The 20,513-nt window shown below is 74.3% G+C and carries 18 protein-coding genes and 2 riboswitches; of the genes, 5 read left to right on the forward strand and 13 right to left on the reverse strand.

Features of this window, described 5'->3' with window-relative positions:
• Positions 1-2 precede the first annotated feature (2 nt).
• The 5 genes from KBX43_RS01785 to KBX43_RS01805 form a co-directional block, all read right to left on the reverse strand.
• Positions 3-1,250, reverse strand: a complete 1,248-nt coding sequence (locus KBX43_RS01785) for a type III PLP-dependent enzyme (protein ID WP_210871663.1) — start codon at positions 1,248-1,250, stop codon at positions 3-5.
• Positions 1,243-2,742: a class I adenylate-forming enzyme family protein gene (locus KBX43_RS01790; RefSeq protein WP_210882589.1), complete on the reverse strand. Its 1,500-nt coding sequence runs from the start codon at positions 2,740-2,742 to the stop codon at positions 1,243-1,245. Before KBX43_RS01790 ends, KBX43_RS01785 begins: the two co-directional genes overlap by 8 nt.
• A complete protein-coding gene (locus tag KBX43_RS01795) occupies positions 2,739-3,983 on the reverse strand; it encodes an acyl carrier protein (protein ID WP_210882591.1) in 1,245 nt (414 codons plus the stop codon). The genes KBX43_RS01790 and KBX43_RS01795 overlap by 4 nt, the downstream gene beginning before the upstream one ends.
• Positions 3,984-4,059: 76 nt before the next feature.
• Entirely contained in the window at positions 4,060-5,274 is a 1,215-nt protein-coding gene (locus tag KBX43_RS01800; RefSeq protein WP_051610915.1) for an inositol-3-phosphate synthase, read from the reverse strand.
• Positions 5,275-5,313: 39 nt separating this feature from the next.
• Entirely contained in the window at positions 5,314-6,588 is a 1,275-nt protein-coding gene (locus KBX43_RS01805; protein WP_247677027.1) for a DegT/DnrJ/EryC1/StrS family aminotransferase, read from the reverse strand.
• A gap of 105 nt (positions 6,589-6,693) precedes the next feature.
• Here KBX43_RS01805 and KBX43_RS01810 point away from each other — a divergent pair, with 105 nt between their 5' ends.
• Genes KBX43_RS01810 through KBX43_RS01820 form a run of 3 tightly spaced genes read left to right on the forward strand, consistent with a single transcriptional unit; the run spans position 6,694 to position 10,546 of the window.
• The gene (locus KBX43_RS01810; protein ID WP_245254770.1) at positions 6,694-7,818 is read left to right on the forward strand and encodes a glycosyltransferase; all 1,125 of its coding nucleotides are present in this window, start codon (positions 6,694-6,696) and stop codon (positions 7,816-7,818) included.
• 14 nt (positions 7,819-7,832) lie between these two features.
• Positions 7,833-9,272 carry a condensation domain-containing protein gene (locus KBX43_RS01815; RefSeq protein WP_209962289.1) on the forward strand — a complete coding sequence of 480 codons (1,440 nt, stop codon included), beginning with the start codon at positions 7,833-7,835 and terminating at the stop codon, positions 9,270-9,272.
• A gap of 38 nt (positions 9,273-9,310) precedes the next feature.
• The gene (locus KBX43_RS01820) at positions 9,311-10,546 is read left to right on the forward strand and encodes an MFS transporter (protein ID WP_043323370.1); all 1,236 of its coding nucleotides are present in this window, start codon (positions 9,311-9,313) and stop codon (positions 10,544-10,546) included.
• A 21-nt stretch (positions 10,547-10,567) separates the two neighbouring features.
• Here the strand turns inward: KBX43_RS01820 and KBX43_RS01825 are convergent, their stop codons facing one another.
• Together KBX43_RS01825 and KBX43_RS01830 are read right to left on the reverse strand one after the other, a co-directional pair.
• The gene (locus KBX43_RS01825; RefSeq protein WP_043323372.1) at positions 10,568-11,596 is read right to left on the reverse strand and encodes a ribonucleotide-diphosphate reductase subunit beta; all 1,029 of its coding nucleotides are present in this window, start codon (positions 11,594-11,596) and stop codon (positions 10,568-10,570) included.
• Positions 11,587-13,983 (reverse strand): ribonucleoside-diphosphate reductase subunit alpha, encoded by a 2,397-nt coding sequence (locus tag KBX43_RS01830; RefSeq protein ID WP_069088465.1) that lies wholly within the window; start codon positions 13,981-13,983, stop codon positions 11,587-11,589. Before KBX43_RS01830 ends, KBX43_RS01825 begins: the two co-directional genes overlap by 10 nt.
• A gap of 112 nt (positions 13,984-14,095) precedes the next feature.
• Positions 14,096-14,312, reverse strand: a riboswitch (cobalamin riboswitch).
• A 120-nt stretch (positions 14,313-14,432) separates the two neighbouring features.
• Between KBX43_RS01830 and KBX43_RS01835 the strand changes: the two genes are divergently transcribed.
• Positions 14,433-15,260 carry a PrsW family glutamic-type intramembrane protease gene (locus tag KBX43_RS01835; protein ID WP_043323375.1) on the forward strand — a complete coding sequence of 276 codons (828 nt, stop codon included), beginning with the start codon at positions 14,433-14,435 and terminating at the stop codon, positions 15,258-15,260.
• 35 nt (positions 15,261-15,295) lie between these two features.
• On the opposite strand, the gene KBX43_RS01840 is transcribed toward KBX43_RS01835, so the two are convergent.
• The 5 genes from KBX43_RS01840 to KBX43_RS01860 all read right to left on the reverse strand — a co-directional run bounded on the left by KBX43_RS01840 (position 15,296) and on the right by KBX43_RS01860 (position 19,391).
• Complete coding sequence (locus KBX43_RS01840; RefSeq protein WP_030499184.1) at positions 15,296-15,922, reverse strand: LysE family translocator; 627 nt, start codon at positions 15,920-15,922, stop codon at positions 15,296-15,298.
• A gap of 3 nt (positions 15,923-15,925) precedes the next feature.
• The gene (locus KBX43_RS01845) at positions 15,926-16,438 is read right to left on the reverse strand and encodes an acyl-CoA thioesterase (RefSeq protein WP_030499185.1); all 513 of its coding nucleotides are present in this window, start codon (positions 16,436-16,438) and stop codon (positions 15,926-15,928) included.
• A gap of 130 nt (positions 16,439-16,568) precedes the next feature.
• Positions 16,569-16,770: riboswitch (cobalamin riboswitch) on the reverse strand.
• Between the two features lie 195 nt (positions 16,771-16,965).
• Positions 16,966-17,568 carry a copper resistance CopC family protein gene (locus tag KBX43_RS01850; protein ID WP_210882595.1) on the reverse strand — a complete coding sequence of 201 codons (603 nt, stop codon included), beginning with the start codon at positions 17,566-17,568 and terminating at the stop codon, positions 16,966-16,968.
• A gap of 33 nt (positions 17,569-17,601) precedes the next feature.
• Positions 17,602-18,828, reverse strand: a complete 1,227-nt coding sequence (locus tag KBX43_RS01855; RefSeq protein WP_104113446.1) for a Dyp-type peroxidase — start codon at positions 18,826-18,828, stop codon at positions 17,602-17,604.
• Positions 18,825-19,391, reverse strand: a complete 567-nt coding sequence (locus tag KBX43_RS01860) for a copper chaperone PCu(A)C (RefSeq protein ID WP_113972926.1) — start codon at positions 19,389-19,391, stop codon at positions 18,825-18,827. The genes KBX43_RS01855 and KBX43_RS01860 overlap by 4 nt, the downstream gene beginning before the upstream one ends.
• A gap of 214 nt (positions 19,392-19,605) precedes the next feature.
• Here KBX43_RS01860 and KBX43_RS01865 point away from each other — a divergent pair, with 214 nt between their 5' ends.
• Positions 19,606-20,007: a Fur family transcriptional regulator gene (locus tag KBX43_RS01865; protein ID WP_043323380.1), complete on the forward strand. Its 402-nt coding sequence runs from the start codon at positions 19,606-19,608 to the stop codon at positions 20,005-20,007.
• A gap of 46 nt (positions 20,008-20,053) precedes the next feature.
• On the opposite strand, the gene KBX43_RS01870 is transcribed toward KBX43_RS01865, so the two are convergent.
• On the reverse strand, positions 20,054-20,446 hold the full coding sequence (locus tag KBX43_RS01870) for an SCO5389 family protein (RefSeq protein ID WP_043323383.1): 393 nt from the start codon (positions 20,444-20,446) through the stop codon (positions 20,054-20,056).
• Positions 20,447-20,513 lie beyond the last annotated feature (67 nt).

Genomic DNA, 20,513 nt, shown 5'->3' on the forward strand with positions numbered 1-20,513 from the left:
CGTCACCTTTCTTCTCGTGGTTCGTCAGTGGCTCCCGGCGCGTCGACCGGGTGCCGTGTCAGGGTCAGCCGGGACGTCTCGACGACGCGGTCGCCGTCGCAGACGACCTCGACCGGCGCCGGGTGGCCGAGGAAGGCCAGCAGGCTCGCCGAGAGCCCGTACGCCCCGACGTTCGGCACGGCGAGCACGTCGCCGGGCCGTACGTCGGGCAGGCTCGCGGCTCGGGCCCAGGTGTCCAGCGGCGTGCACAGCGGCCCGGCGACGATCGCGGCCTCCAGTGGCGCGCCGTCGCGGTCGTCAGCGGCGTGCAGGGCGGGCACGAGCGGCGGCAGCCGGCGCAGGCCGGACATCCCGCCGAGGTGGTTGATGCCGGACTCCAGCACCACCACCGGCGTGCCCTGCGACCGCTTGACGTCCAGCACCCGGGTCAGCAGCGTGCCGGCGGTGGCGGTGAGGAACCGTCCCGACTCGAAGGCCACCGCGGGCGCGCCGTCGCGCCAGCCGGGGAAGAGCCCGTCCAGGGCCGGGCCGACCCGGTCGGCGAGGCCGGTCAGGTCCGCGTTGTGGCCGGGCCGGGCGAACGGCGCGCCGAAGCCGCCGCCGAGGTCGAGCAGGGTCAGGTCGATGCCGAGCAGGTCCCGCAACCGCCGGGCGGTACGCGCCGCGGCGGTGAACTGGGACACCAGCGCGTCCACCGAGTCGACGTTGCTGCCGGTGTAGAGGTGGAACCCGCGTACCGGGGCCGACGGGCGGGAGCGGAACCGGTGCGGTTCCCGCTCGATCCAGTCGGCGTCGGCGCCGAACTGGGACGCGACGCCGGTCATGGTGAGCCCCTGACCCGGGTTGGGCACCCGGTCGTTGACCCGCAGCAGGCAGCGCAGTTCGACGCCGTGCGCGGCGGCGATCCGGTCGGCCTGGTCCAGGCCCTCGGGAGAGTCGACGGAGAACCAGCGGACCCCGGCACGCACCGCCTCGGTCACCTCGGCGTCGCGCTTGCCCGGTCCGGTGTAGAGCATGCGGTCACCCGGCACGCCGGCCCGCAGCGCCGCGGCCAGCTCGCCCGGCGAGCAGATCTCCGCGTCGCAGCCGGCGGTGTGCAGCGCCGCGACCAGTGCCGGGTGCGGGTTGGCCTTGAGCGAGTAGAACAGCCGGCTCGGCGCGGGCAGCGCTGCGACCAGGGCGGCGTGGCTGGCGCGTACCCGGGCCAGGTCGTAGCGGTAGGCCGGGGTGTCGAAGGGCAGGTCAGCCATTGTGCTCACCCGCCAGCCGGGCCAGCGCCCGCCGGTCCACCTTGCCGTTGCCGGTGAGCGGCAGGTCGGGCAGCACGACGCAGCGCGCCGGCACCTTCATCTCCTCCAGCTGCTCCCGTAGCCGGCGCAGCACGTCGGCGGGGGTGAGCGCGGCCACCACGAACAGCGTCGCGCCGTCGTGGCCGTCGGCCGGCGGCAGCACCCCGGCCGCGGCCACGCCGTCGACCCGGTACGCCGCGGCCTCCACCTCGGTGGCGCTGACCCGGGTGCCCTTCTCCTTGTAGACGTCGTCGCGCCGGCCGGCGAAGTGGACGTACCCGTCGTCGTCCACGTGGCCGTGGTCGCCGGTGTGCAGCTGCGGGAAGAGCCCGTGTACGCGGCGGAACCGCTGGGCGGTCAGCTCGGGCCGCCGCCAGTAGCCGGCCATCACGTGCGGGCCGCGTACCACCAGCTCGCCGGGAACGCCCGGTGGTTGACGCCGCCCCTCGGCGTCCACTGTGAAGATCTCGGTGCCGGGCAGCGCCCGCCCGCAGGCGCCGGGCCGGCGCAGGTCGGCGTCCGGCGGCATGATCGCCGCGCGTTTGCACTCGGTGAGGCCGAACATGAGCTGGACGCTCAGGCCGGGCAGCAGCCGGCGCAGGCCGGCCAGCACCTCCGGGGGCATGGCGGCGCCGGTGTTGGTGAGCAGGCGCAGCGGCGGGCGCGGCGCGCCCGCCCGGCCGAGCAGCCGCAGCAGGTTGATCGCCAGCGACGGCACGCAGGGCAGCACCGTGGCGCCGGACTCGACCAGGTTCACCAGCAGGCGGCCACCGGTCTCCGCGCTGTCGCCCAGGCGCAGCCGGGCGCCGGCGACGGTGCTGAGGAAGATCTGGTAGAGGCCGTAGTCGAACGACGGCGGCAGCAGGACGTGCACCACGTCGTCGGGCCGGTAGCGCAGCTCCGACTGGATCGCCCGGACGGCGAACGTGACCTGGGCGTGCGTGGAGACCACGGCCTTCGGCATGCCGGTGCTGCCGGAGGTGTAGATCAGGCAGACCGGGTCGACGGCGAGCGGGGCCGGGCCGGTGGGCGCGTCGCCGATCGCCGTGGCGGACGCGGCGTGCCGCGCCTCGGCCGCGCCTCGCACCGGGACGCCGCGGGCGCGGGACAGGCCGGTCAGGACCGGGTCGTCGGTGAGGACCAGGACCGGTTCGGCGTCGTCCAGCACGTGGGCGAGGGCGACCTCGGGGGCCGGCGTCCGGAGAACGACGAAGACCGCGCCGGTACGGGCGACCGCGTACAGCAGCGCCGGCAGCGTCGCGTCGGCGGGCAGCGCCACCAGCACCCGGTCGCCGCGCCGGACGCCCTGCCCGCGCAGCCAGCCGGCCAGGCGCAGACTGTCGGCCCGCACCTGACGGTACGTGCGCTCGACGGTCCCGTCCCCGGCGGCGGGCGCGTCGGGGCGCGCGCCGGCGGTGCGGTCCAGCAGGTCGTGCAGCAGTTCGGCACTCATCGGGCACCTCCGGTGGCGGCGCCGAACATGGCGCACAGGGAGCCGACGTCGCGCAGGTCGGCCGCGGAGAGCGCGGTGGCCGGAACCTCGACGCCGAGCCGCCGCTCGACCCGGTCGATGACGTCCACCAGCCGGAACGAGTCGAAGCCGGGAAGCTCCCGGAGCACGTCGGTGGTGCGCAGCGTCGAGCCGTCCAGGTCCAGGGTTTCGCCGAGCGCGCCGAGCACCGCGGCGCGTACGCCCTCCCCACCTGCCGCCTCCGGCGCGGGCGGCACGGCGTCGTAGCCGGGCGTGGCGGCCGGTTCGGCGATCGACTCCAGCGCGGCGAGATGGTCGGAGATCAGCGCGCCGAGCGCGTCCACCAGCTCCGGCGCGGCCGGCCGGCCCGCCTGGGCCCGCCGCAGCGCCACGTAGCTGCGCGTGGCGAGCTGCTGCCAGCGGGCTGCCTGCCCGGCCAGCGCGGCGACGGCCTCGGGCCGGACCTCGGCCAGCCAGCGCTCGTGCAGGTCGCGTGCGCGCGCCAGCAGCCAGACGTCGAGCACGAAGCGGTGCAGCCCGGCCACGGTGTCCAGGGCGGCGCCGGTGCGGTCCAGGTAGCGGGCGATCTCCGGGCGGGCCCGGCGAGCCCGGGCGGCGTTGCCGGCGAGCATGGCGGGCACGTCGATCTCCGGCGCCGGGTGTGCCGTCACCGCCAGCGTGTGCGCGCCCCCGGCCAGCGCCGCGTCGAACGCGGCGGTGGGCAGCCGCCACACGCCGGGCCGCGCGGGGCCCCAGGCGGTGTCGTTGTGGTACGCGTCGACCACTGTTACCTGATCCGGTCCGGCCTCGGTGACGAGGAAGCTGTGCCGCATGTGCTCGTGCCCGTGGTAGGGACACCACGGCAGGTCGTACGCGTCGGCGGTGACGTAGAGCGGCTGGCCGGGCGCGCACAGCCGGCGGACCTGCGGGCCGTCGAGCTGCATCCACCGGCCCTCGACGCGCAGGCCCAGCAGGTCGACCGCTTCGGCGGCCCGGTCGTCCGAGGTCGCCTCGACGGAGATCAGAGCGTCCTGATCCCGGGTGCGGAACCCGTACCGGGCGCCGAGGGCGAGATGGCTGCCGGACCCGTTCGCGTAGTCGGCGAGCAGAGCGAAGCTCGTCTGGAGACAGTCCAGCGCGGTCGCGTGCAGACCGGTCAGGATCGGCGTCCACACCGGATCCGTGCTCGGCCGGTCCGGCGCGTTCGGGACGTGTGGGGACATGGGAGGCTCCTCGATGCGGATACGTGGGGCGGGGCCGCCGGCGCGGGAGTCGCCGCGCCGGCGGCCGGTACGAAGGTCAGCTGTCGCCGCGGCCGTCCAGCCCGTTGGCCCAGCTGGCGAGCGCCTGCGCCTGCTCGGCCAGCGCGTGCTCGTCGGTGCCGATCGGGTCCTTGAAGAAGAACCCCAGCTCCTCGATCGGGCCGACGTGCCCGGCGCGGTGCGCCGCGGCGGTCAGCCGGGCCAGGTCGAGCACCAGCGGGGCGGCCAGCGTGGAGTCCACCCCGCTCCAGGTGAGCTGCATGGACATCCGGACGCCGAGGAAGCCCTCGAACGAGACGTGGTCCCAGGCGGTCTTGTGGTCGCCGAGGTCCGGCACGTTGTCGATGTGCAGCGGGGCGGTGACGTCCTCACCGAGCAGCGCGGGCAGCACGCCCGACTTCGAGCTGAGCTTGCTGCGGGCGTTGCGCGGGTCCTCCAGCGTCGCGCCGTCACCGCCGCCGAGCAGGTTTACCCCGGCCCAGGAGAGCACGTGCAGGGCGCGGCTGGTGAACATCGGCGCCAGGGCGGTACGCAGCAGCGTCTCCCCGGTCTTGCCGTCGGAGCCGGCGAACGGCACCCGCTCCCGCTGCGCCAGCATCTCCAGCGCGGGAAGCCGGGCGCCGGTGGACGGGGTGAAGTCGACGAAGCCGCAGCCGGCCCGGAACGCCGCGTACGCGACCACCGAGCTGGCCGGCAGCGCCTTGTCGTCCGGGTCGGCCAGGGCGCGGGTCAGCGCGTCCAGGTCGTCGTGCTCGGGCCGGTGGTCGGCCGGCGGCTCGGTGGAGGACACGTTGATGACGACGACCCGGGACAGCCCGTGGCGGGCGCGGAACTCCTCGATGTCGCCGGCCAGCCGGTCGACCACCTCGGCCAGCGGTCCGGTCTCGGTACGCGCGTCGTAGCCGGTGCGCAGGTTCTGCTCGACCTCGGGCAGGCTGCCCCGCACGGCGGCCAGCACCGGCGCCGGGATGACACCGGAGTCGACGAGCGACTCGGCCTTCTTCTCCAGCGGCGTGTCGACGATGTCGTGCCCGCCGACCACCAGGTCGGTCCAGCTCACCAGCGGCGCGTCGCGCAGCATGCCGGTGTCGGTGACGCAGCCGGTCGAGTCGGCCATGCCGGCGCGCAGCGCCAGCAGACCGGTGATCGCCGTGGTGGCGACCGAACCGCGGGCGCCGTTGAGCCACACGCCGACGGGTGCGTCCGTTTCGGGGGACGGGGCGTGCGAGGTCTCGCGTTGGGTGACGGTCACGGGAAGACTCCTTCTCTGGGTGCGCCGGGACGGCGCGGTTCAGCGGGTGAGCACCTTGGTGACGGCGGCGGCGATGTCCTCCATGTCCTGTTCGGTGCCGAGGAAGGTGCTGTGGTGTGTCTGGACGGTGTGTGCGGCGAGCCACTCGGTGTTGGGGTACGTGCGCTCCCGGTGGATCGCCGCGAAGCGTTCGGCCAGCGGCGCGAGCAGCGGCTTCGTCCACGGCTGCAGCAGCCGGCTGCGGTGCAGCGGCTCGTCGGTGCAGTAGAACCGCCGGCCCAGCTCGGCGGTGAGCGCGGCGGCCACGGCGGCGTTGTCCAGGCCGGCCGGCAGCTCGTCGAAGACGATCGTGCCCTCGTAGATCGAGATGCGGGTCTGCCCGGGCGCCGGTTGCAGCAGCCGTACGCCGTCGACACCGTCCAGCAGGTCGCCGAGCAGCCGGTAGTTGTGGTTGCGCACGTCGTGCTGGCCGTCCAGGACGGCCAGTTGCGCGCAGGCCACGGCGGCGGAGAACTCGCTCAGGCAGAAGTTGGCGCCCTGCACACCGGCGCTCTCCTCCAGGTCCAGTTCGCCGGCCGGCGTCCGGTCGCCCCGGTAGCGGCGCGAATCGGCCCGCAGCTCCTCGAGCACCGGCGCGAGCGTGTCGTCGTCGGTGACCACGGCCCCGCCCTCACCGCAGGTGAGGACCTTGCCGTGCTGGAAGCTGAAGCAGCCGAGCCGGCCGAGCGAGCCGGCCTGGCGGCCCTGCCAGGTGGCGCCGTGGGCCTGCGCGCAGTCCTCCACGACGGAGATGCCGCGCGGCCGGGTGACCGCGTCGAGCGCCGGCACGTCGGCCATGTTGGAGGCCCAGTGCACGGCGACCACGGCCCGCGGGTCCACGGACAGGTCGAGGTCGTCCGGCCCGACGCAGCCGGTGTCCCGGTCGACGTCGACGAGCACTGGGACCAGGCCGGCGCGCAGCGCGGCGGTCGCGGAGGCGGTCCAGGTCAGCGCCGGTACGAGCACCGTCTCGCCGTAGCCGAGGCCGAGTGACTCCAGGGCCACCACCAGGGCACTGGACCCGTGGTCGACCGGCACGCAGTGGCGGGTGCCGACGTAGCGGGCGAAATCGGCGGCGAAACGTCGCTCGAACAGGACGGTGTCGCCGACGGACGGGCTGCTGATCGCCCACCGGCCGCCGGTCAGCACCGCGGACAGGTTGGCGGCGGCATCCGGCGCGGGGGTCGGCCAGCGTGGCCATGGGCGGTCCGGCGGGCGGACCGGCCGGCCGCCGTCCACGGCGAGCCGCCGGTCGATGGGGATGGAGGTCGTCATGCCTTCGACCTTGATGGCCATCGATACATCAGCGGTACATGTGCGATGGCCGCAACGGCCGGCGCTGTGTATCGGCGCTGTACCCCGGTGGTCGAACCTCGGGGCATGAGCCGATCCGCATCGCCCGTGGGCGAACCGACCGAACCCCGCGCCGTCACGCGCGGCGTCTCCGTGGTCATCCCGGTCAAGGACCGGGTGGCGGAGATGCGCCGCCAGCTCCGCAGTCTGCGCGACGCCGCCCCGAACTGCCCCGAGCCGGTGGAGGTGGTGGTCGTCGACGACTCGGCGCCCGCCGCGGCCGCCGCCCACCGGGCGGCCTGCGCCGAGTACGGCGCCCGCTACGTGCGCGGGCCCCGGCACGTCGGGGCCAAACGGAACCTGGGCGTCCGGCACGCCCGCCACGACCTGGTGCTGTTCACCGACTCCGACTGCCGGGTGCCGGCCGACCTGATCACCCGGTACGCGGTCCGGCTGCGCGCCTCCGGCGAGGAGGTCGCCGGCGTCACCGGCCCGGTGATCGTCGAGCCCGGCGACAGCGCGTTCTTCCGCGTGATGCGCCGCTCCTACCTGCTGCTCGGCGACCTGACCCGGCCGCTGCACTACGAGCGCGTGTCCTGGGGCGCCGGCGCGAACATGGCCGTCAAGCGCGCCGTCTTCGAGGCGGTCGGCGGGTTCCCGGAGGACTCCCCGATGCCGCTGGGCGGGGAGGACCTGCACCTCGGGCTGCTCCTCACCGACGCCGGCTACGTGCTGCTCACCGACCCGGACGGCGTGGTCACCCACGACACCGGCGTCGCCGACACCTTCCGCGCGGTCGCCTACCGGTTCACCACGTACGGGCGCTCCGAGCAGTGGCTCTGCCTGGCCCACCCGCACCGGCGCCGGTTCGTGCTCAACACCGCCAGCACGCTCGCCGTGACCGCGCTGGCCGGGCTGCTGACCGCCCGGCGCAGCGGGGGACGCAGCCTGCTCGCGGTGCCGGCCGTCGCGGCCGCCGTGATCGCCGCGAAGACGCCCGGCCGGCTCGGCGGCGACCGGGGACCACGCGCGGTGGCCGAGTCGGCGGCCTGCGCGGCGATCGAGACGCTCTTCGACGGGGCCGCGTTCGTCACCTCGCTGCGGCTCGGCCGTCCCGACCTGCTCTTCACCGGCTTCCGCGCGCCGGACGAGGCGGACTACCAGCCGGACGAGACGGACCACCGGCCGGTCGCGCCGGTGCTGGCGGCCTGACGGGGGGAGTGGCAGTGCCGACGACGTACCCGCTGGCCCCCGGCCAGCAGATGATGTGGGAGTTCATGACCGCGCTCGACCCGGCCCGTCCCGGCGCCTCACGGCTCGTGGTGGTGGAGTTCCGCCGGTTGCGCGGCACGCTGCGGGTCGACGTGCTGCGGCAGGCGATGCAGGATGTGGTGGACCGGCACGACGCGCTGCGGATGCGGTTCGACCGCATCGGCGTGCAGCCCGAGGTGCGGATCCTGCCGCACGTGGAGTCGCCGCTGGAGTACGTCGACCTGTCCGGACTGCCGCCGGCCGAGCAGCAGGCCCGCGTCGAGCAGATCGCGTACGCGCACCGCAACGACGCGTTCGACCCCGGCCGGGCGCCGCTGTGGCGGGCCGCGCTGGTCCGGCTCTCCGCGACCGAGCACGTGCTCGCGCTCTGCTTCTTCCACATGGTCTCCGACGGCTGGTCGTGCCGCGTCGTGGTGGAGGACCTGTGCCACGCGTACACGGCCCGGCTCGGCGCGGCCGACCCGCAGCCGCCGCTGGGCGTGGACCCGGCCGCGCTCGCCGCGCTCCAGGAGGCGGAGCAGTCCGGCAACGGTGTCGACGCCGCCGCCCGGGCCGCGTACTGGCGGGACCGGCTGCGGCCGGTGGAGCCGTACCAGCTGTTCCCGGCGGCGCCGCCGGCGCCGGACGTCGCGCTCAGCGCCGAGGTGGCCACCCGCTTCGCGTTCCCGCCCGAGATCACCGCGCGGCTGCGCCCGGCCGCACGGCGGGCCCGCACCAGCCCGTACGTGCTGCTGCTCGCCGCGTACCTGGTGCTGCTGTCGCGGCGGGCCGGCCGGTCCCGGGTGGTGCTGGGCACCACCACGCTGGGCCGGGAGAGCCCGCTGTCCCGGCAGCTCGTCGGGCAGTTCACCAACAACGTCTACCTGCCGGTCGACGTCGCGCCGGACGCGCCGATGAGCGCTGTGGTCGGCGCCGCGCACGCCTCGCTGGCCGGGGCCGTCGCGCACGCCACCGCGTACCACCGGCTGGCCCGGGCGGTCCGTCCCGGCTTCGCGGCGATCCGCCCCTGGCCGGACAACCACCTGTTCGACGCCTGGTTCCAGTCCGCCGCGTCGGCGTCGCCGGTGCTGCACTGCCCGGACCTGCGGGTGGAGCCGGTCGACATCACCGCCCGGGCCGCGCCCGGCACGCCGCCGCCCGTGGTCGCCGCGGACGTGCCGCCCGAATGTCTGCCCGTCTGGGTCAAGCGGGGTTCACCGATCGTCGTGGTGGACGACGACCGGGCCGGCGGCGTGGTGATCCGCAACCGGGGTGTCTTCGGCGACGACCTGGTACGCGGGCTGATCGACGACTACGTCGCGGTGGTCTCGGCGCTCGTCACCGACCCCGGCACCACACCGGAACGGGTACGCCTTCCTGACGGTGCGTGCTTCCTCGACCACGCGATCGGGTAGGAGTTCCGACGGACCGATCCCAGAGAGGTACGACGACCATGACGGACACCTCGACGAACCAGCACACGACGGAGCAGCCCGCGCCGCCGGTGCCCCGCTCGGCCGTACGGGCCCGCTGGTCGGTGGCGCTGCTCTTCGTCATCATGGGCCTGGCCATCGGCGGGTGGTCGGCCCGCGTGCCGGAGGTGCGGGACGCGGTAGGGGTCGGCAACACCGGCTGGGGCCTGGCGAACATCGCCACGAACGCGGGGGAGCTGGTCTCCCTGGTCGTGGTGGCGGTGCTGATCAGCCGGATCAACACCCGCCGGCTGGCGCTGGCCGGGGCCGCGCTGATCCTGCTCAACGCGCCGCTGCTGGCCGCGTCCACCACTGTGGTGGCGCTGGTCGGCGGCCTCGCGGTCTGGGGCTTCGCGGCGAACCTGCTGGCCACGCCGATGAACGCCCAGTCGGTCGAGGTGCAGAAGCGGTACGGGCGGCCCATCCTGTCCACGTTCCACGCGGGCTTCAGCATCGGCATGCTGGTCGGCGGCCTCTGCGGCACCGGGGCCGCGGCGATCGGGATGTCGCCGTCGGCGCAGATGGCCGTCACCAGTGTCCTGCTGGGCGCGCTGCTGATCGGCACGCACCGCTGGCTGCCCGACACGCCCCGCCAGGAGACCAAGGACGGCGAGGCGCGGCGCCGGCTGCGTGACCGGTTCACCCCGCAACTGCTGCTGCTCGCGGTGATCGCCTTCCTCGCCTCGTTCATCGAGATGGCCGGCGCCCAGTGGAGCGCGCTGTACGCGACCGAGGTGGCCGGCGCCACGGCGGTGCTCGCCGCGGCCACGTACACCTGTCTCTCGCTGGCCGCGACCGTCGCCCGGCTGTTCGGCGACCGGCTGGCCGGCCGGGTCGGGCGGATCCGCTTCGTCCGGCTGTCCGCGCTGGTCGCGACAGCCGGCGTGGCGCTGCCGGTGGCGTACCCCCATCCGGCGGCGGTGATGGCCGGGTTCGGACTGCTCGGGTTCGGCCTGGCGTGCGTGACCCCGACGGTGCTCGGCTTCGCCGGTGAGCAGCCGGGCCTCACGTCCGGCGAGGGCGTCTCCGTGGTGGCGATGGGCCAGTGGCCGGGCGCGCTGCTCGCGGCGCCGGTGATCGGCCTGCTCGCCGGCGCGCTGGACCTGCGTACCGCGTTCGTGGTGGTGGCCGTGCTGGCGCTCGCCGTGGTGGCGTTGATCGGGCGGGTCCGGGCGGCGGCGCTGCCCGGCGAGAGCCCGGCCCCGCCCCGGCCGTGACGGCCGGGGCGGGGGCGGCGGTCAGAAGTCGTCGTCGAACGTGACGCTGCCGGTCACCCCGACCTGGTACGCCGACACCCGCCGCTCGAAGAAGTTCGACAGCTCCTGCACGTCCTGCAACTCCATGAACGCGAACGGGTTGGCGCTGCCGTACATCGGGGCGATGCCGAGCACTGCCAGGCGCCGGTCGGCCACGTGCTGGAGGTACTCGCGCATGTCGGCCAGCGACATCCCCGGCACGCCCTGGCCCAGCAGGTCCGCGGCGAAGCTCACCTCGCACTCCACCGCCTCGGCCAGCATCTCCTTCACCTGCTTCTCCATCTCGGCGTCGAACAGGTCCGGTTCCTCGGCGCGTACGGTCTCCACCACGTCGAACGCGAACGCCATGTGCATGGACTCGTCCCGGAACACCCAGTTGGTGCCGGAGGCCAGCCCGTTGAGCAGGCCCCGGGACCGCAGGAAGTAGACGTAGGCGAACGCGCCGTAGAAGAACAGGCCCTCGATGCACGCGGCGAAGCAGATCAGGTTGAGCAGGAACGCCCGCCGGTCGTCGCGGGTCCGCAGTTCCCGCAGCTCGAAGATCGAGTCGATCCACCGGAAGCAGAACTCGGCCTTGCGGGCGATCGACGGGATGTTCTCCACCGCGGCGAACGCGGCGAACCGTTCCTTCTCGTCCGGCACGTACGTGTCGAGCAGGTTCAGGTAGAACTGGACGTGCACCGCCTCCTCGAACAGCTGCCGGGACAGGTAGAGCCGGCCCTCGGGCGAGTTGACGTGCTGGTAGAGGTTGAGCACCAGGTTGTTGGCGACGATCGTGTCGCCGGTGGCGAAGAACGCCACCAGCCGCGACACCAGGTGCCGTTCGGCGGGGGACAGCTTCGCCAGGTCGGCGAGGTCCGAGTGCAGGTCCACCTCCTCGACCGTCCAGGTGTTCCTGATCGCGTCCTTGAACCGGTCGAAGAAGCGCGGGTAGCGCATCGGCCGCAGGGTCAGGTCCATGCCGGGGTCGAGCAGCATGTGCCGGGTCGGTGCGGTGGTGGTCACTGGCATGCCTCGCAGCTCTCGGGGTTCTCCAGGGAACAGGCCAGCGCCTCGTCGTCGCTCACGGCGGAGACCACGCCGGGCACCGGGGCGGGCACCGGGGCGACGGTGGCCTGCTGGATGCGGGTGGCGGGACGGGAACGCAGGTAGTAGGTGGTCTTCAGCCCGGCCTTCCAGGCGTACAGGTACATCGAGGACAGCTTGCCGATGGTCGGCGCGCTCAGGAACAGGTTCAGCGACTGGGACTGGTCGACGAACGGCGCCCGCGCGGCGGCCAGGTCGATCAGCGCCCGCTGCGGCAGCTCCCAGGCGGTGCGGAACAGCTCCCGCACCGGCGCGGGCAGCTCGGTGATGTCCTGCACCGAGCCCTCGGCCCGCTTGATCCGGTCGCGGACCTGCGGCGTCCACAGCCCGCGCGCCTTCAGCTCCCGCACCAGGTACGTGTTGACCTGGAGGAACTCCCCGGACATCGTCTCGCGCTTGAACAGGTTGGACACCTGCGGCTCGACGCACTCGTAGCAGCCGGCGATGGAGGCGATGGTGGCGGTCGGTGCGATCGCCACCAGCAGCGAGTTGCGCAGCCCGCCTGCGGCGATCCGCTCACGCAGCGCCGCCCACCGTCCGGCCTGCGCCGGCTCCGCGCCCCACAGGTCCGGGTGCAGGTCACCCTTCGCGGCCCGGGTCTGCGGGTACGCCGGATGCGGCCCGAACCGCTCGGCCAGCCCGGCGGAGGTCTCCAGCGCGGTCAGCAAAATCTCCTCCTGCACGCGGGTGGACAGCTCCTTCGCCTCGGGGGAGTCGAACGGCAGGCGCAGCGTGAAGAACGCGTCCTGCAACCCCATCAGGCCGAGCCCGACCGGCCGCCAGCGCGGGTTCGACGCAGCCGCCTGCTCGGCCGGGTAGTAGTTGATGTCGATCACCCGGTCGAGGAACACCACAGCGGTGCGGACCGTGGCGCGCAGCCGCTCCCAGTCCACCCCGTCGGCGGTGACGTGGGCACCGAGGTTCACCGAGCCGAGGTTGCACACCGCCGTCTCGGCGTCGTCGTTCACCTCCAGGATCTCGGTGCACAGGTTGGACAGGTGGATCACGTTGCCCGGCTCACCGGTCTGGTTGGACAGCCGGTTCGCGGCGTCCTTGAACGTCATCCAGCCGTTGCCGGTCTGCGCGAGCGTGCGCATCATCCGCCCGTACAGGTCCCGGGCCCGTACCGTGCGGACCGCGTTCTTCTCCGCCGCCCGGTACGCGGCGTCGAACGCCTCCCCGTACAGGTCGGGCAGCTCCGGGGCGTCCGACGGATCGACGAGCGACCACTCGCCGTCGGCCTCGACCCGGCGCATGAACTCGTCCGGGATCCAGTTGGCCAGGTTGAGGTTGTGCGTACGCCGGGACTCCTCGCCGGTGTTGTCCCGCAGCTCCAGGAACTCCTCCACGTCCGGGTGCCACGGCTCCAGGTAGACGCAGGCCGCGCCCTTGCGCCGGCCACCCTGGTTGACCGCGGCCACCCCGGCGTCGAGCGTCTTGAGGAACGGCACGATGCCGTTGGACCGGCCGTTCGTGCCCCGGATCAGCGCGCCCCGGCCGCGCACCCGCGACCAGGCGATGCCGATGCCGCCGGAGAACTTCGACAGCTTCGCCACCTGGTGGTAGCGCTCGTAGATCGAGTCCAGCTCGTCGCGCGGCGAGTCGACCAGGAAGCACGACGACATCTGGGTGTGCCGGGTGCCGGAGTTGAACAGCGTGGGGGAGCTGGGCAGATAGGCCAGGCTGGACATCAGCCGGTAGAAGCCGACCGCCTCGCCCGGGGTGCGGGACAGCCCGCAGGCCACCCGTAGCAGCCAGTACTGCGGCGTCTCCACCACCAGCCGCGACTGCGGGTGCCGCAGCAGGTAGCGGTCGGCCACGGTACGCAGTCCGAAGTACTCGAACCGCCTGTCGCCGTCCGGGTCCACGGCGTCGTCGAGCTTGCGGGCGTGCCGGGCGACGAATGCGGCCGTCTCGTCGCCGATCAGCCCCAGCCCGTGCGCGTACGCGATCGACTGGCTGAAGCTCGCCACGCCCTGACCGCGGACCTCCTTGTCCACGTACGCGGCCAGCAGCCTTGCCGCCAGCTTCGAGTACTGCGGCTCCTCGCCGATCAGCTCCGCCGCGGTCTGGATCGACAGCCGGTCCAGCTCGGCGGTGGTCGCCCCGTCGTAGAGCCCGCTGATCGTCTTGGTGGCCACCCGCAGCGGGTCCACCTCGTCCAGGTCGGCGACCCAGCGTTCGACCGCCCGGACGATCTTGCCGACGTCCACCGGCTCGGTGTCGCCGTCCCGTTTGCGTACCCGCATCGCCGGCCGGCGGGCCTCGGACCCGCCGCCGGTGGCCGGCGGGCTTTCCTGCACGACAGTCATGACCTCTCCTCGCTGTCACCGTCTGGAGACGGCGGGAGACGCCAACGGGCACGGCGCGGCCGGCCCGGCTGCTGGCGTCGGTCGTCCCGCGCGACCTCCGGCCGCCGTACGCGGAGGCGCACGGCGCGCTGGCAGGTCTTCGGACTCGCGGGCCCGACCGGGGTCGCCGGTCGCCTACCGGCCGTCGCTTCCCAGGCCGGTGGCCCAGTGCTGTTGACGGCTGTCGTTCCCACTCACCGCTGCGGGGCAGTCCCGGATTTCCACCGGGTTCCCTCTTGCCTCGGCCCCGCCCCGGAGGGCTCGGCCGAACCAGCTGCGGCACCACCATATATGGCGGTGGGGGCGGTTGGGCAACACCAGATGTCGTGTCGGGCGTGTCGCATGGATCTCACTGTCCACAGTGCCTACCCCCGATGCCGGCGCTCGCCGCCGGGCGCGATACTCGGCGTATGGGGAATACCGGACGCCGCTGGGCGTGGGTGGCGGTCCTGCTCGTCGGCGTCGGGCTTCACCTGCTGGTGCTGGAGACACTGTCCGGCACCGGCACCGTCACGTTCGTGCCGGCGCTGATCGTGCTCGGCGCGTGCGTCGCGCCCGCCACGTTCCTGGCCTTCGCCCAGGGGCGGCCGGCCCGCCGCCCGGTCCCCGGCTCCGTCGTCGGCGTCGCCGCGCTTCTCGGCGGCGTGGTCGGCGTGGTCGCCGCCGGCTGGCTGGAGTACGGCACGCTGCACCGCCTCGGCGTCCTGCCGATGGCGCTCGTCGGCCTGGCCGAGGAGACCGCGAAGCTGATCGTGCCGGCCGGCATCCTGCTGCTGTGGCGGCGGCACCGGTCACCGGCGCAGGGCCTGGTGATCGGCGTGGCCTCCGGCGCCGGGTTCGCCGCGCTGGAGACCATGGGGTACGCGTTCGCCGCGTTCGTCGGGTCGGAGGGCAACCTCGGCGCCGTCGAGCGGACGCTGCTGGTTCGCGGTCTCACCGCGCCCGCCGCGCACCTGGCCTGGACCGGGCTGACCGCCGCCGCGTTGTTCACGTTCGCCGCCGCGCCCGGTGGCCGGAGACTGGCGGCGTTCCTGCTCACCTTCGCCGCCGCCGTCACGCTGCACACCTGCTGGGACACGTTCGGCACGCAGCCCGCGTACGTGTTCATCGGCGGTGTGTCGCTGGGCTGGGTGCTGCTGCGCCTGCACCTGGACCGCGAGCGGCCCGCCGCCCCGCCCCGGGCGCCGGAGCGTGATCCTCACCAGCTCGCCGAGGTGGCGGGGTCGGAGCCCTCCTGATGCCGCCATCTCGGCGAGCTGGAGTCGAGCAAGCGTCAGCCGGCGGCCAGCCGGACACCGAGCGCGACGAAGGCGACAGCGCAGAGCCGGTCGACCCGCCGCGACCAGCGGCTGTCGCCCCAGCGGCGGGCGAACCGCCCGGCGCCCACGCCGAGAGCCAGGTCCACGGTGAGCTGCACCGCGACGAACAGCGCGCCGAGCAGCACCAGCTGTGCCGCCACCGGGCCCGCGTCGGGCCGGACGAACTGCGGCAGGAACGCCACGCTGAACAGGATCATCTTCGGGTTGAGCAGGTTCGTGAGCAGCCCGCGCCGGAACGCCCGCCCGGCGCCGCCGCCGTCCGCCCCGTCCGCCGCGACGCCGGGCCGGCCCGTGCCGCGCAGCGCCCGCAGGCCCAGCACGATCAGGTACGCCGCACCGGCCCACCGGATCGCGGTGAACAGCACCGGGGACGCGGCGATCACGGTGGCGAGTCCGGCCACCACGGCGGCGACGTGCACCGCCTCTCCGGCCGCGACCCCGAGCGCCGCCACCGCCCCGGCCCGCGCGCCGTACCGGGTGGCGTTGGCGAGCACGAACATCATGTCCGGCCCGGGGGTGAGCATGAGCACCACGATCGCGGCCAGGTATCCCGCGAGCGTGGCCGCCGACAGTCCGAGCACGCCTCAGCCCTCCTCGGCGCCGTCGAGCAGCGCCCGGCGCAGCGCCAGCCGGTGTTCGCGCCGGATCTGCGCCTCCCGGTAGCGCCGCCGGTCACCGTCGGTGCCGGGCAGCAGCGGCGGCACCGGCCGGGGCTGGCCCTCGTCGTCCACGGCCACCATCACCAGGTGCGCGGTTGCCACGTCCACCGGCGGCACTGCGCGGTCCCAGCGGTCCGCGCTGACCTTCACGGCCACCTCCATCGAGCTGCGGCCGGCCCAGGTGATCCGGGCGTCCACGTGCACCACGTCACCGACGCGGACAGCGCGCAGGAAGGCTGTCTCGTCGATGGCGGCGGTGACGGCCGGTCCGTCGGAGTGGCGGGCGGCGACCACCCCGGCGACCGAGTCGATCAGGTTGAGGATCCGGCCGCCGTGCACCGTGCCCATCAGGTTGGTGTGGTGCTGGTCCATGATCTGCGACAGGGTCAGGTGCGACGCCGACGGTGGTCGGCCGGTGAGGGTGATGGCATCGGTCACGGTGCGGTTCCGTCCTCGCAGAAGCGGACCGCCGACCGGACGGGGGAGTTGCACGTCGAGGCACGCCGACGGCTCCCGCCCGGCGTGTCACCCGCCCGACCCACCCGCGAGGTCGACGGCAGCGCGCACCGGTGGTACGCGCGACGCGGGCAGGTCTTCGGACTCGCGGGCCCGACCGGGGTCGCCGGTCGCCTACCGGCCGTCGCTTCCCAGGCCGGTGGCCCAGTGCTGTTGACGGCTGTCGTTCCCACTCACCGCTGCGGGGCAGTCCCGGACTTCCACCGGGTTCCCTCTTACGACACCCGGCCGTCGCCGACCGGGTGAACCAGCGCTCCCGGCAGCCTAACCCAGCCCCGACCCGCCCTCGCCGCGACCCGCGTTCCGCCCTTCGGCGCCCTGCCCCCGGCCGTCCCACAGGCACGCAGGCTCCGGCACACCCGGTGCCGCCCCGCATGCGCAGTCCGCATGGCGGGATGTCTCTCCCGCTCATCAGGAAGCCGGGCGGACCCGCGTCAGCGGGCGACGGGTCAGGAGGCGCGGCGGCGTCGAAGCAGTAGCGTGGTCACGCCGGCTGCCGCCACCGCGGCCACCGCTCCGCCGGCCAGCAGGCCCACCGGCAGACCGTCGTCGGCGTCGGCCGAAGCGTCGGCGCTCGCCGGAGAGGCGTCCGCGCCTGCCGCAGCGCCCGCCGAGACGTCCGCGGAGGCGGCCGGCGAGGGAGTGGCCGGGGACGGGGCGGCCGCCGGGGGAGCGGCCGGGTCGGCGACGGTGAAGCGGTACGAGCCCTGGACCGGGTGGCCGTCGCGGGAGACCACGCGGTAGGCGACGGTGTAGGTGCCGTTGGCCAGCGGCTCCTCGATCGTCACCGTGCCCGTCGCGCCGTCCACGGCGGGCGCGCTCGCGGGCACCTGACGGTCGGTGGCGTCGCGCAGCGTGATGGTGGTGAAGGCCGGGTTGAGCCGCTGCAGGAACCGCAGCGTCACTTGCGTCGGCGCGGTGGTGAGCCGGGCGTCGCGGGCCGGCGTGGCCTCCTGCAGCGAGTTGTGCGCCGCCGCGGGCGTGGCCGGGACCAGCAGCAGCGCCGCGGTGAACAGCGCGGCGAGGAGTGCGGAGACGGTACGGGTACGCATGACGCGCCTTCCTGGTCGTGGTCAGCGTCGTGGTCAGCCGAGCAGTTGCTGGCCGATCCAGCCGCCCTCGGGGCAGCCGGGCGGTACGGCGAACACGGCGGAGCCGATCGGGGTGGTCCACTCGTTGAGCAGGTCCCGTTCGGCCAGCCGCCGCTGGATGGGCAGGAACTGCCGGGCGATGTCGGCCTGGTACGCGGCGAAGACGAGCCCGCTGTCCGCGTGTCCCTCGGCGGTCGGCGCGCCGTCGTAGTTGTAGGGCCGGCGCAGGATCTTCTGCCGGTCGTCGGTGACGCGGGCCCGGGTCAGGTGCGAGAAGTCCGGGATCACGGTGAGCCCGTCCGGTCCGAGCGCGGCGAAGTCGGGCTCGTCGTGCTCCGCCTCGCCGGTCAGCGGCGCGCCGGTGTCGAGGCGCCGGCCCACCGCGAGTTCCCGGTCGGCGCGGCCGAGCAGGTCCCACGTCTCCAGGTTCATGCTGATCCGGCGCACCACCAGGGTGGTGGAGTCGCGGAGCCAGTCCGGCCCGTCGGTCACCCAGACGGCGGTGTCCGCCGACACGCCGGGCTTCGGGTTGGCGGTGCCGTCGAGCTGGCCGAACAGGTTGCGCTGGGTGCGTCCGGGCTCGGCGCCGGCGGCCCGGCGGAAGCCCTGCTGCACCCAGCGGACGGTGGCGAACGGGCGGCTGTCCTTGGTCAGGACCCGTTGGGCGTGCGCGACGGTGAGCGGGTCGTCGGCGCAGATCTGCAGCAGCAGGTCGCCGCCGGACCAGCGGGGCTGCAACCGGTCGATCCGGAACGCCGGCAGGTCGGCCACCGACGTGGGGCGGCGGTCGTCGAGCCCGGCGGCGGCGTAGAGCCCGGGGCCGAAGCCGAACGTGACTGTCAGCCGGGCCGGCAGCAGGCCCAGTTCCGGCTCGGTGTCGGCCAGCGCCGGGCGACCCTGGGTGAGCCGGGCGGCGTCGTCGGAGAGCAGTCGCAGCATCCGCCCGAGCGCGGCCCGGTCTGTGTCCGGGCGCAGCGTGAACGCGACGAACGCGGCGTGCGCCTGGGGCTCGGTGGTGACACCGGACTGGCGCGCGCCGTGGAACGGCTCGACAGCGCTGCCGACCTGGGCCACCGGGACGGCGTCGTCGGGGCGTACCCCGTGGGAACGGAGGGCGGCGAGGGCACCCGCGCCGGCCAGCGCGCCCCCGGCGGCCGCCGCGCCGCCGGTGAGCAGGCCGCGCCGGCTGACCCGGCGCGCGGGCGCGCCGGTTCCGGTCATGACGCGGGGCTCGCGCCGTGTCCGGGCGCGTACGTCTCCTGGGCGCCGGTGAACGGCTTGGCCACCGCGGTGAACGTCTGGGTGCGCCCGTCGGCGAAGGTGAGCGTGACGTCGAGCTGGTCGCCGGGGCGCACCGGGCGGGTCAGGTCCATCAGCATGAGATGGTCGCCGCCGGGCTCCAGCGCGGCCTGGGCTCCGGCGGCGACCACGACGCCGCCCTGCTTCTGCCGCATCGCCATCTTCCCGTCGGTCATGGCCATCTCGTGGATCTCGGCCCGGGACACGTCGGTGGTCACCCCGGTGATCGTGACGTCGGCGTCGCCGTCGTTGACGAGCGTGGCGAACGCGGCGGTCATGCCCTTGTCGGCGGCCTTCACCCACGGGTCGCGGATCGTCAGCACACCCGCCGTTGCGCTCGCCGGGGCCGAGGCGGGCGCCGACGCCGACGGCGCGGTTGTGGGCGTGGCGTCGGCGGAGCCGCAGGCGGCGACGGACGCGGCCAGGACGGCGGCGCCGATCAGGGCCGCCGTGCGTGGGAAGCGTCGGCTGGTGGTGCTGGGCATGCGGTCGTCCCCTCGAAGATCCGGTGTTCGTACCGTTGGTCGGGGCGGCGCCGCGGATAGTTCCGGCCCGGGGAGTCGGTCGCGTCACATGCCGGCCGGGCTCACCGCGACCGGGGACCGGGGAGCGCCCGGAAGGCATAATGGTTCCGGGTGTCACGTGGCGCGCCGGGCGCGGCCGTGGCCGGAGAGGGCGCCCGGACGAGGGAGGCGGACGGTGACGGCGACGACCGGGGCGACCCGCAACACCCGGCAGCGCGCCGAGGTGCTGGCGCTGCTGCGGGAGCTGGACGGCTTCCACAGCGCGCAGCAGTTGCACCAGATGCTCGTGCAGCGGCAGGCGAAGGTGGGTCTGACCACCGTCTACCGGACGTTGCAGCTGCTCGTCGACAACGGCGAGATCGACTCGGCGCGGCTGCCCGGCGGCGAGCACCTCTACCGGCGGTGCAGCCAGAGCCGCCATCACCACCACCTGGTCTGCCGCCGCTGCGGCCGTGCGGTGGAGGTGGCCGGCCCGGCCGTGGAGCGGTGGGCCGACCAGGTCGCCGCGCAGCACGGTTTCACCGACGTCGGGCACACCCTGGAGATCTTCGGCACCTGCGACCGCTGCGCCGCCTGAGCCACCGCCGCGGGCGGGCGGTGACCCGCCCGCGCCGGACCGCCGGTCAGCAGTTGCGCAGCGCCGGTGACTGGTTCAGCAACTGGCCGCGGCTGGAGGTGAACCGGCGGTACGCCTCGGAGCCGGCCGCGCCGGGGCGGAAGGCGGCCACCCGGTGGCAGTTCTGGAACGCCAGCGTGATCCCGAAGTGCCGCTCCAGGCCGGCGCGGATCGCGTCGCTGGCCATCGCGCGCAGCAGTTGCCCGCGCTCGGCGTCGCCGGGCGGCGGTACGACGTTGTCGGCGAACTCGGCGTCGGTCGCGGCCAGGTCGGCGGCGACCCGGCTGACCGTCTCCCAGGCGTACGGCAGGGAGTCGCGGACACAGGCGACGAACGCCTCCTCGTCGACGGGACCGGTCTCGGCGGCGTGCAGCAGGGCGGGCGGAACGGTGAGCGACATGGGTCCTCCGGCAGCTCTAACGAACACGGTTTCCATTACCATCTGAGCACACCACGTCACCAGACGA

Origin of the sequence: Micromonospora sp. C41 (assembly GCF_018070485.1) — a bacterium.
Lineage (GTDB): Bacteria > Actinomycetota > Actinomycetes > Mycobacteriales > Micromonosporaceae > Micromonospora > Micromonospora chalcea.

Coding starts and splice junctions, on each gene's coding strand:
- KBX43_RS01830 (WP_069088465.1), bottom strand. CDS start 13,983: ATGACTGTCGTGCAGGAAAGCCCGCCGGCCACCGGCGGCGGGTCCGAG.
- KBX43_RS01810 (WP_245254770.1), top strand. CDS start 6,694: ATGAGCCGATCCGCATCGCCCGTGGGCGAACCGACCGAACCCCGCGCC.
- KBX43_RS01835 (WP_043323375.1), top strand. CDS start 14,433: ATGGGGAATACCGGACGCCGCTGGGCGTGGGTGGCGGTCCTGCTCGTC.
- KBX43_RS01860 (WP_113972926.1), bottom strand. CDS start 19,391: ATGCCCAGCACCACCAGCCGACGCTTCCCACGCACGGCGGCCCTGATC.
- KBX43_RS01850 (WP_210882595.1), bottom strand. CDS start 17,568: ATGCGTACCCGTACCGTCTCCGCACTCCTCGCCGCGCTGTTCACCGCG.
- KBX43_RS01795 (WP_210882591.1), bottom strand. CDS start 3,983: ATGTCCCCACACGTCCCGAACGCGCCGGACCGGCCGAGCACGGATCCG.
- KBX43_RS01785 (WP_210871663.1), bottom strand. CDS start 1,250: ATGGCTGACCTGCCCTTCGACACCCCGGCCTACCGCTACGACCTGGCC.
- KBX43_RS01825 (WP_043323372.1), bottom strand. CDS start 11,596: ATGCCAGTGACCACCACCGCACCGACCCGGCACATGCTGCTCGACCCC.
- KBX43_RS01820 (WP_043323370.1), top strand. CDS start 9,311: ATGACGGACACCTCGACGAACCAGCACACGACGGAGCAGCCCGCGCCG.
- KBX43_RS01855 (WP_104113446.1), bottom strand. CDS start 18,828: ATGACCGGAACCGGCGCGCCCGCGCGCCGGGTCAGCCGGCGCGGCCTG.
- KBX43_RS01805 (WP_247677027.1), bottom strand. CDS start 6,588: ATGACGACCTCCATCCCCATCGACCGGCGGCTCGCCGTGGACGGCGGC.
- KBX43_RS01870 (WP_043323383.1), bottom strand. CDS start 20,446: ATGTCGCTCACCGTTCCGCCCGCCCTGCTGCACGCCGCCGAGACCGGT.
- KBX43_RS01790 (WP_210882589.1), bottom strand. CDS start 2,742: ATGAGTGCCGAACTGCTGCACGACCTGCTGGACCGCACCGCCGGCGCG.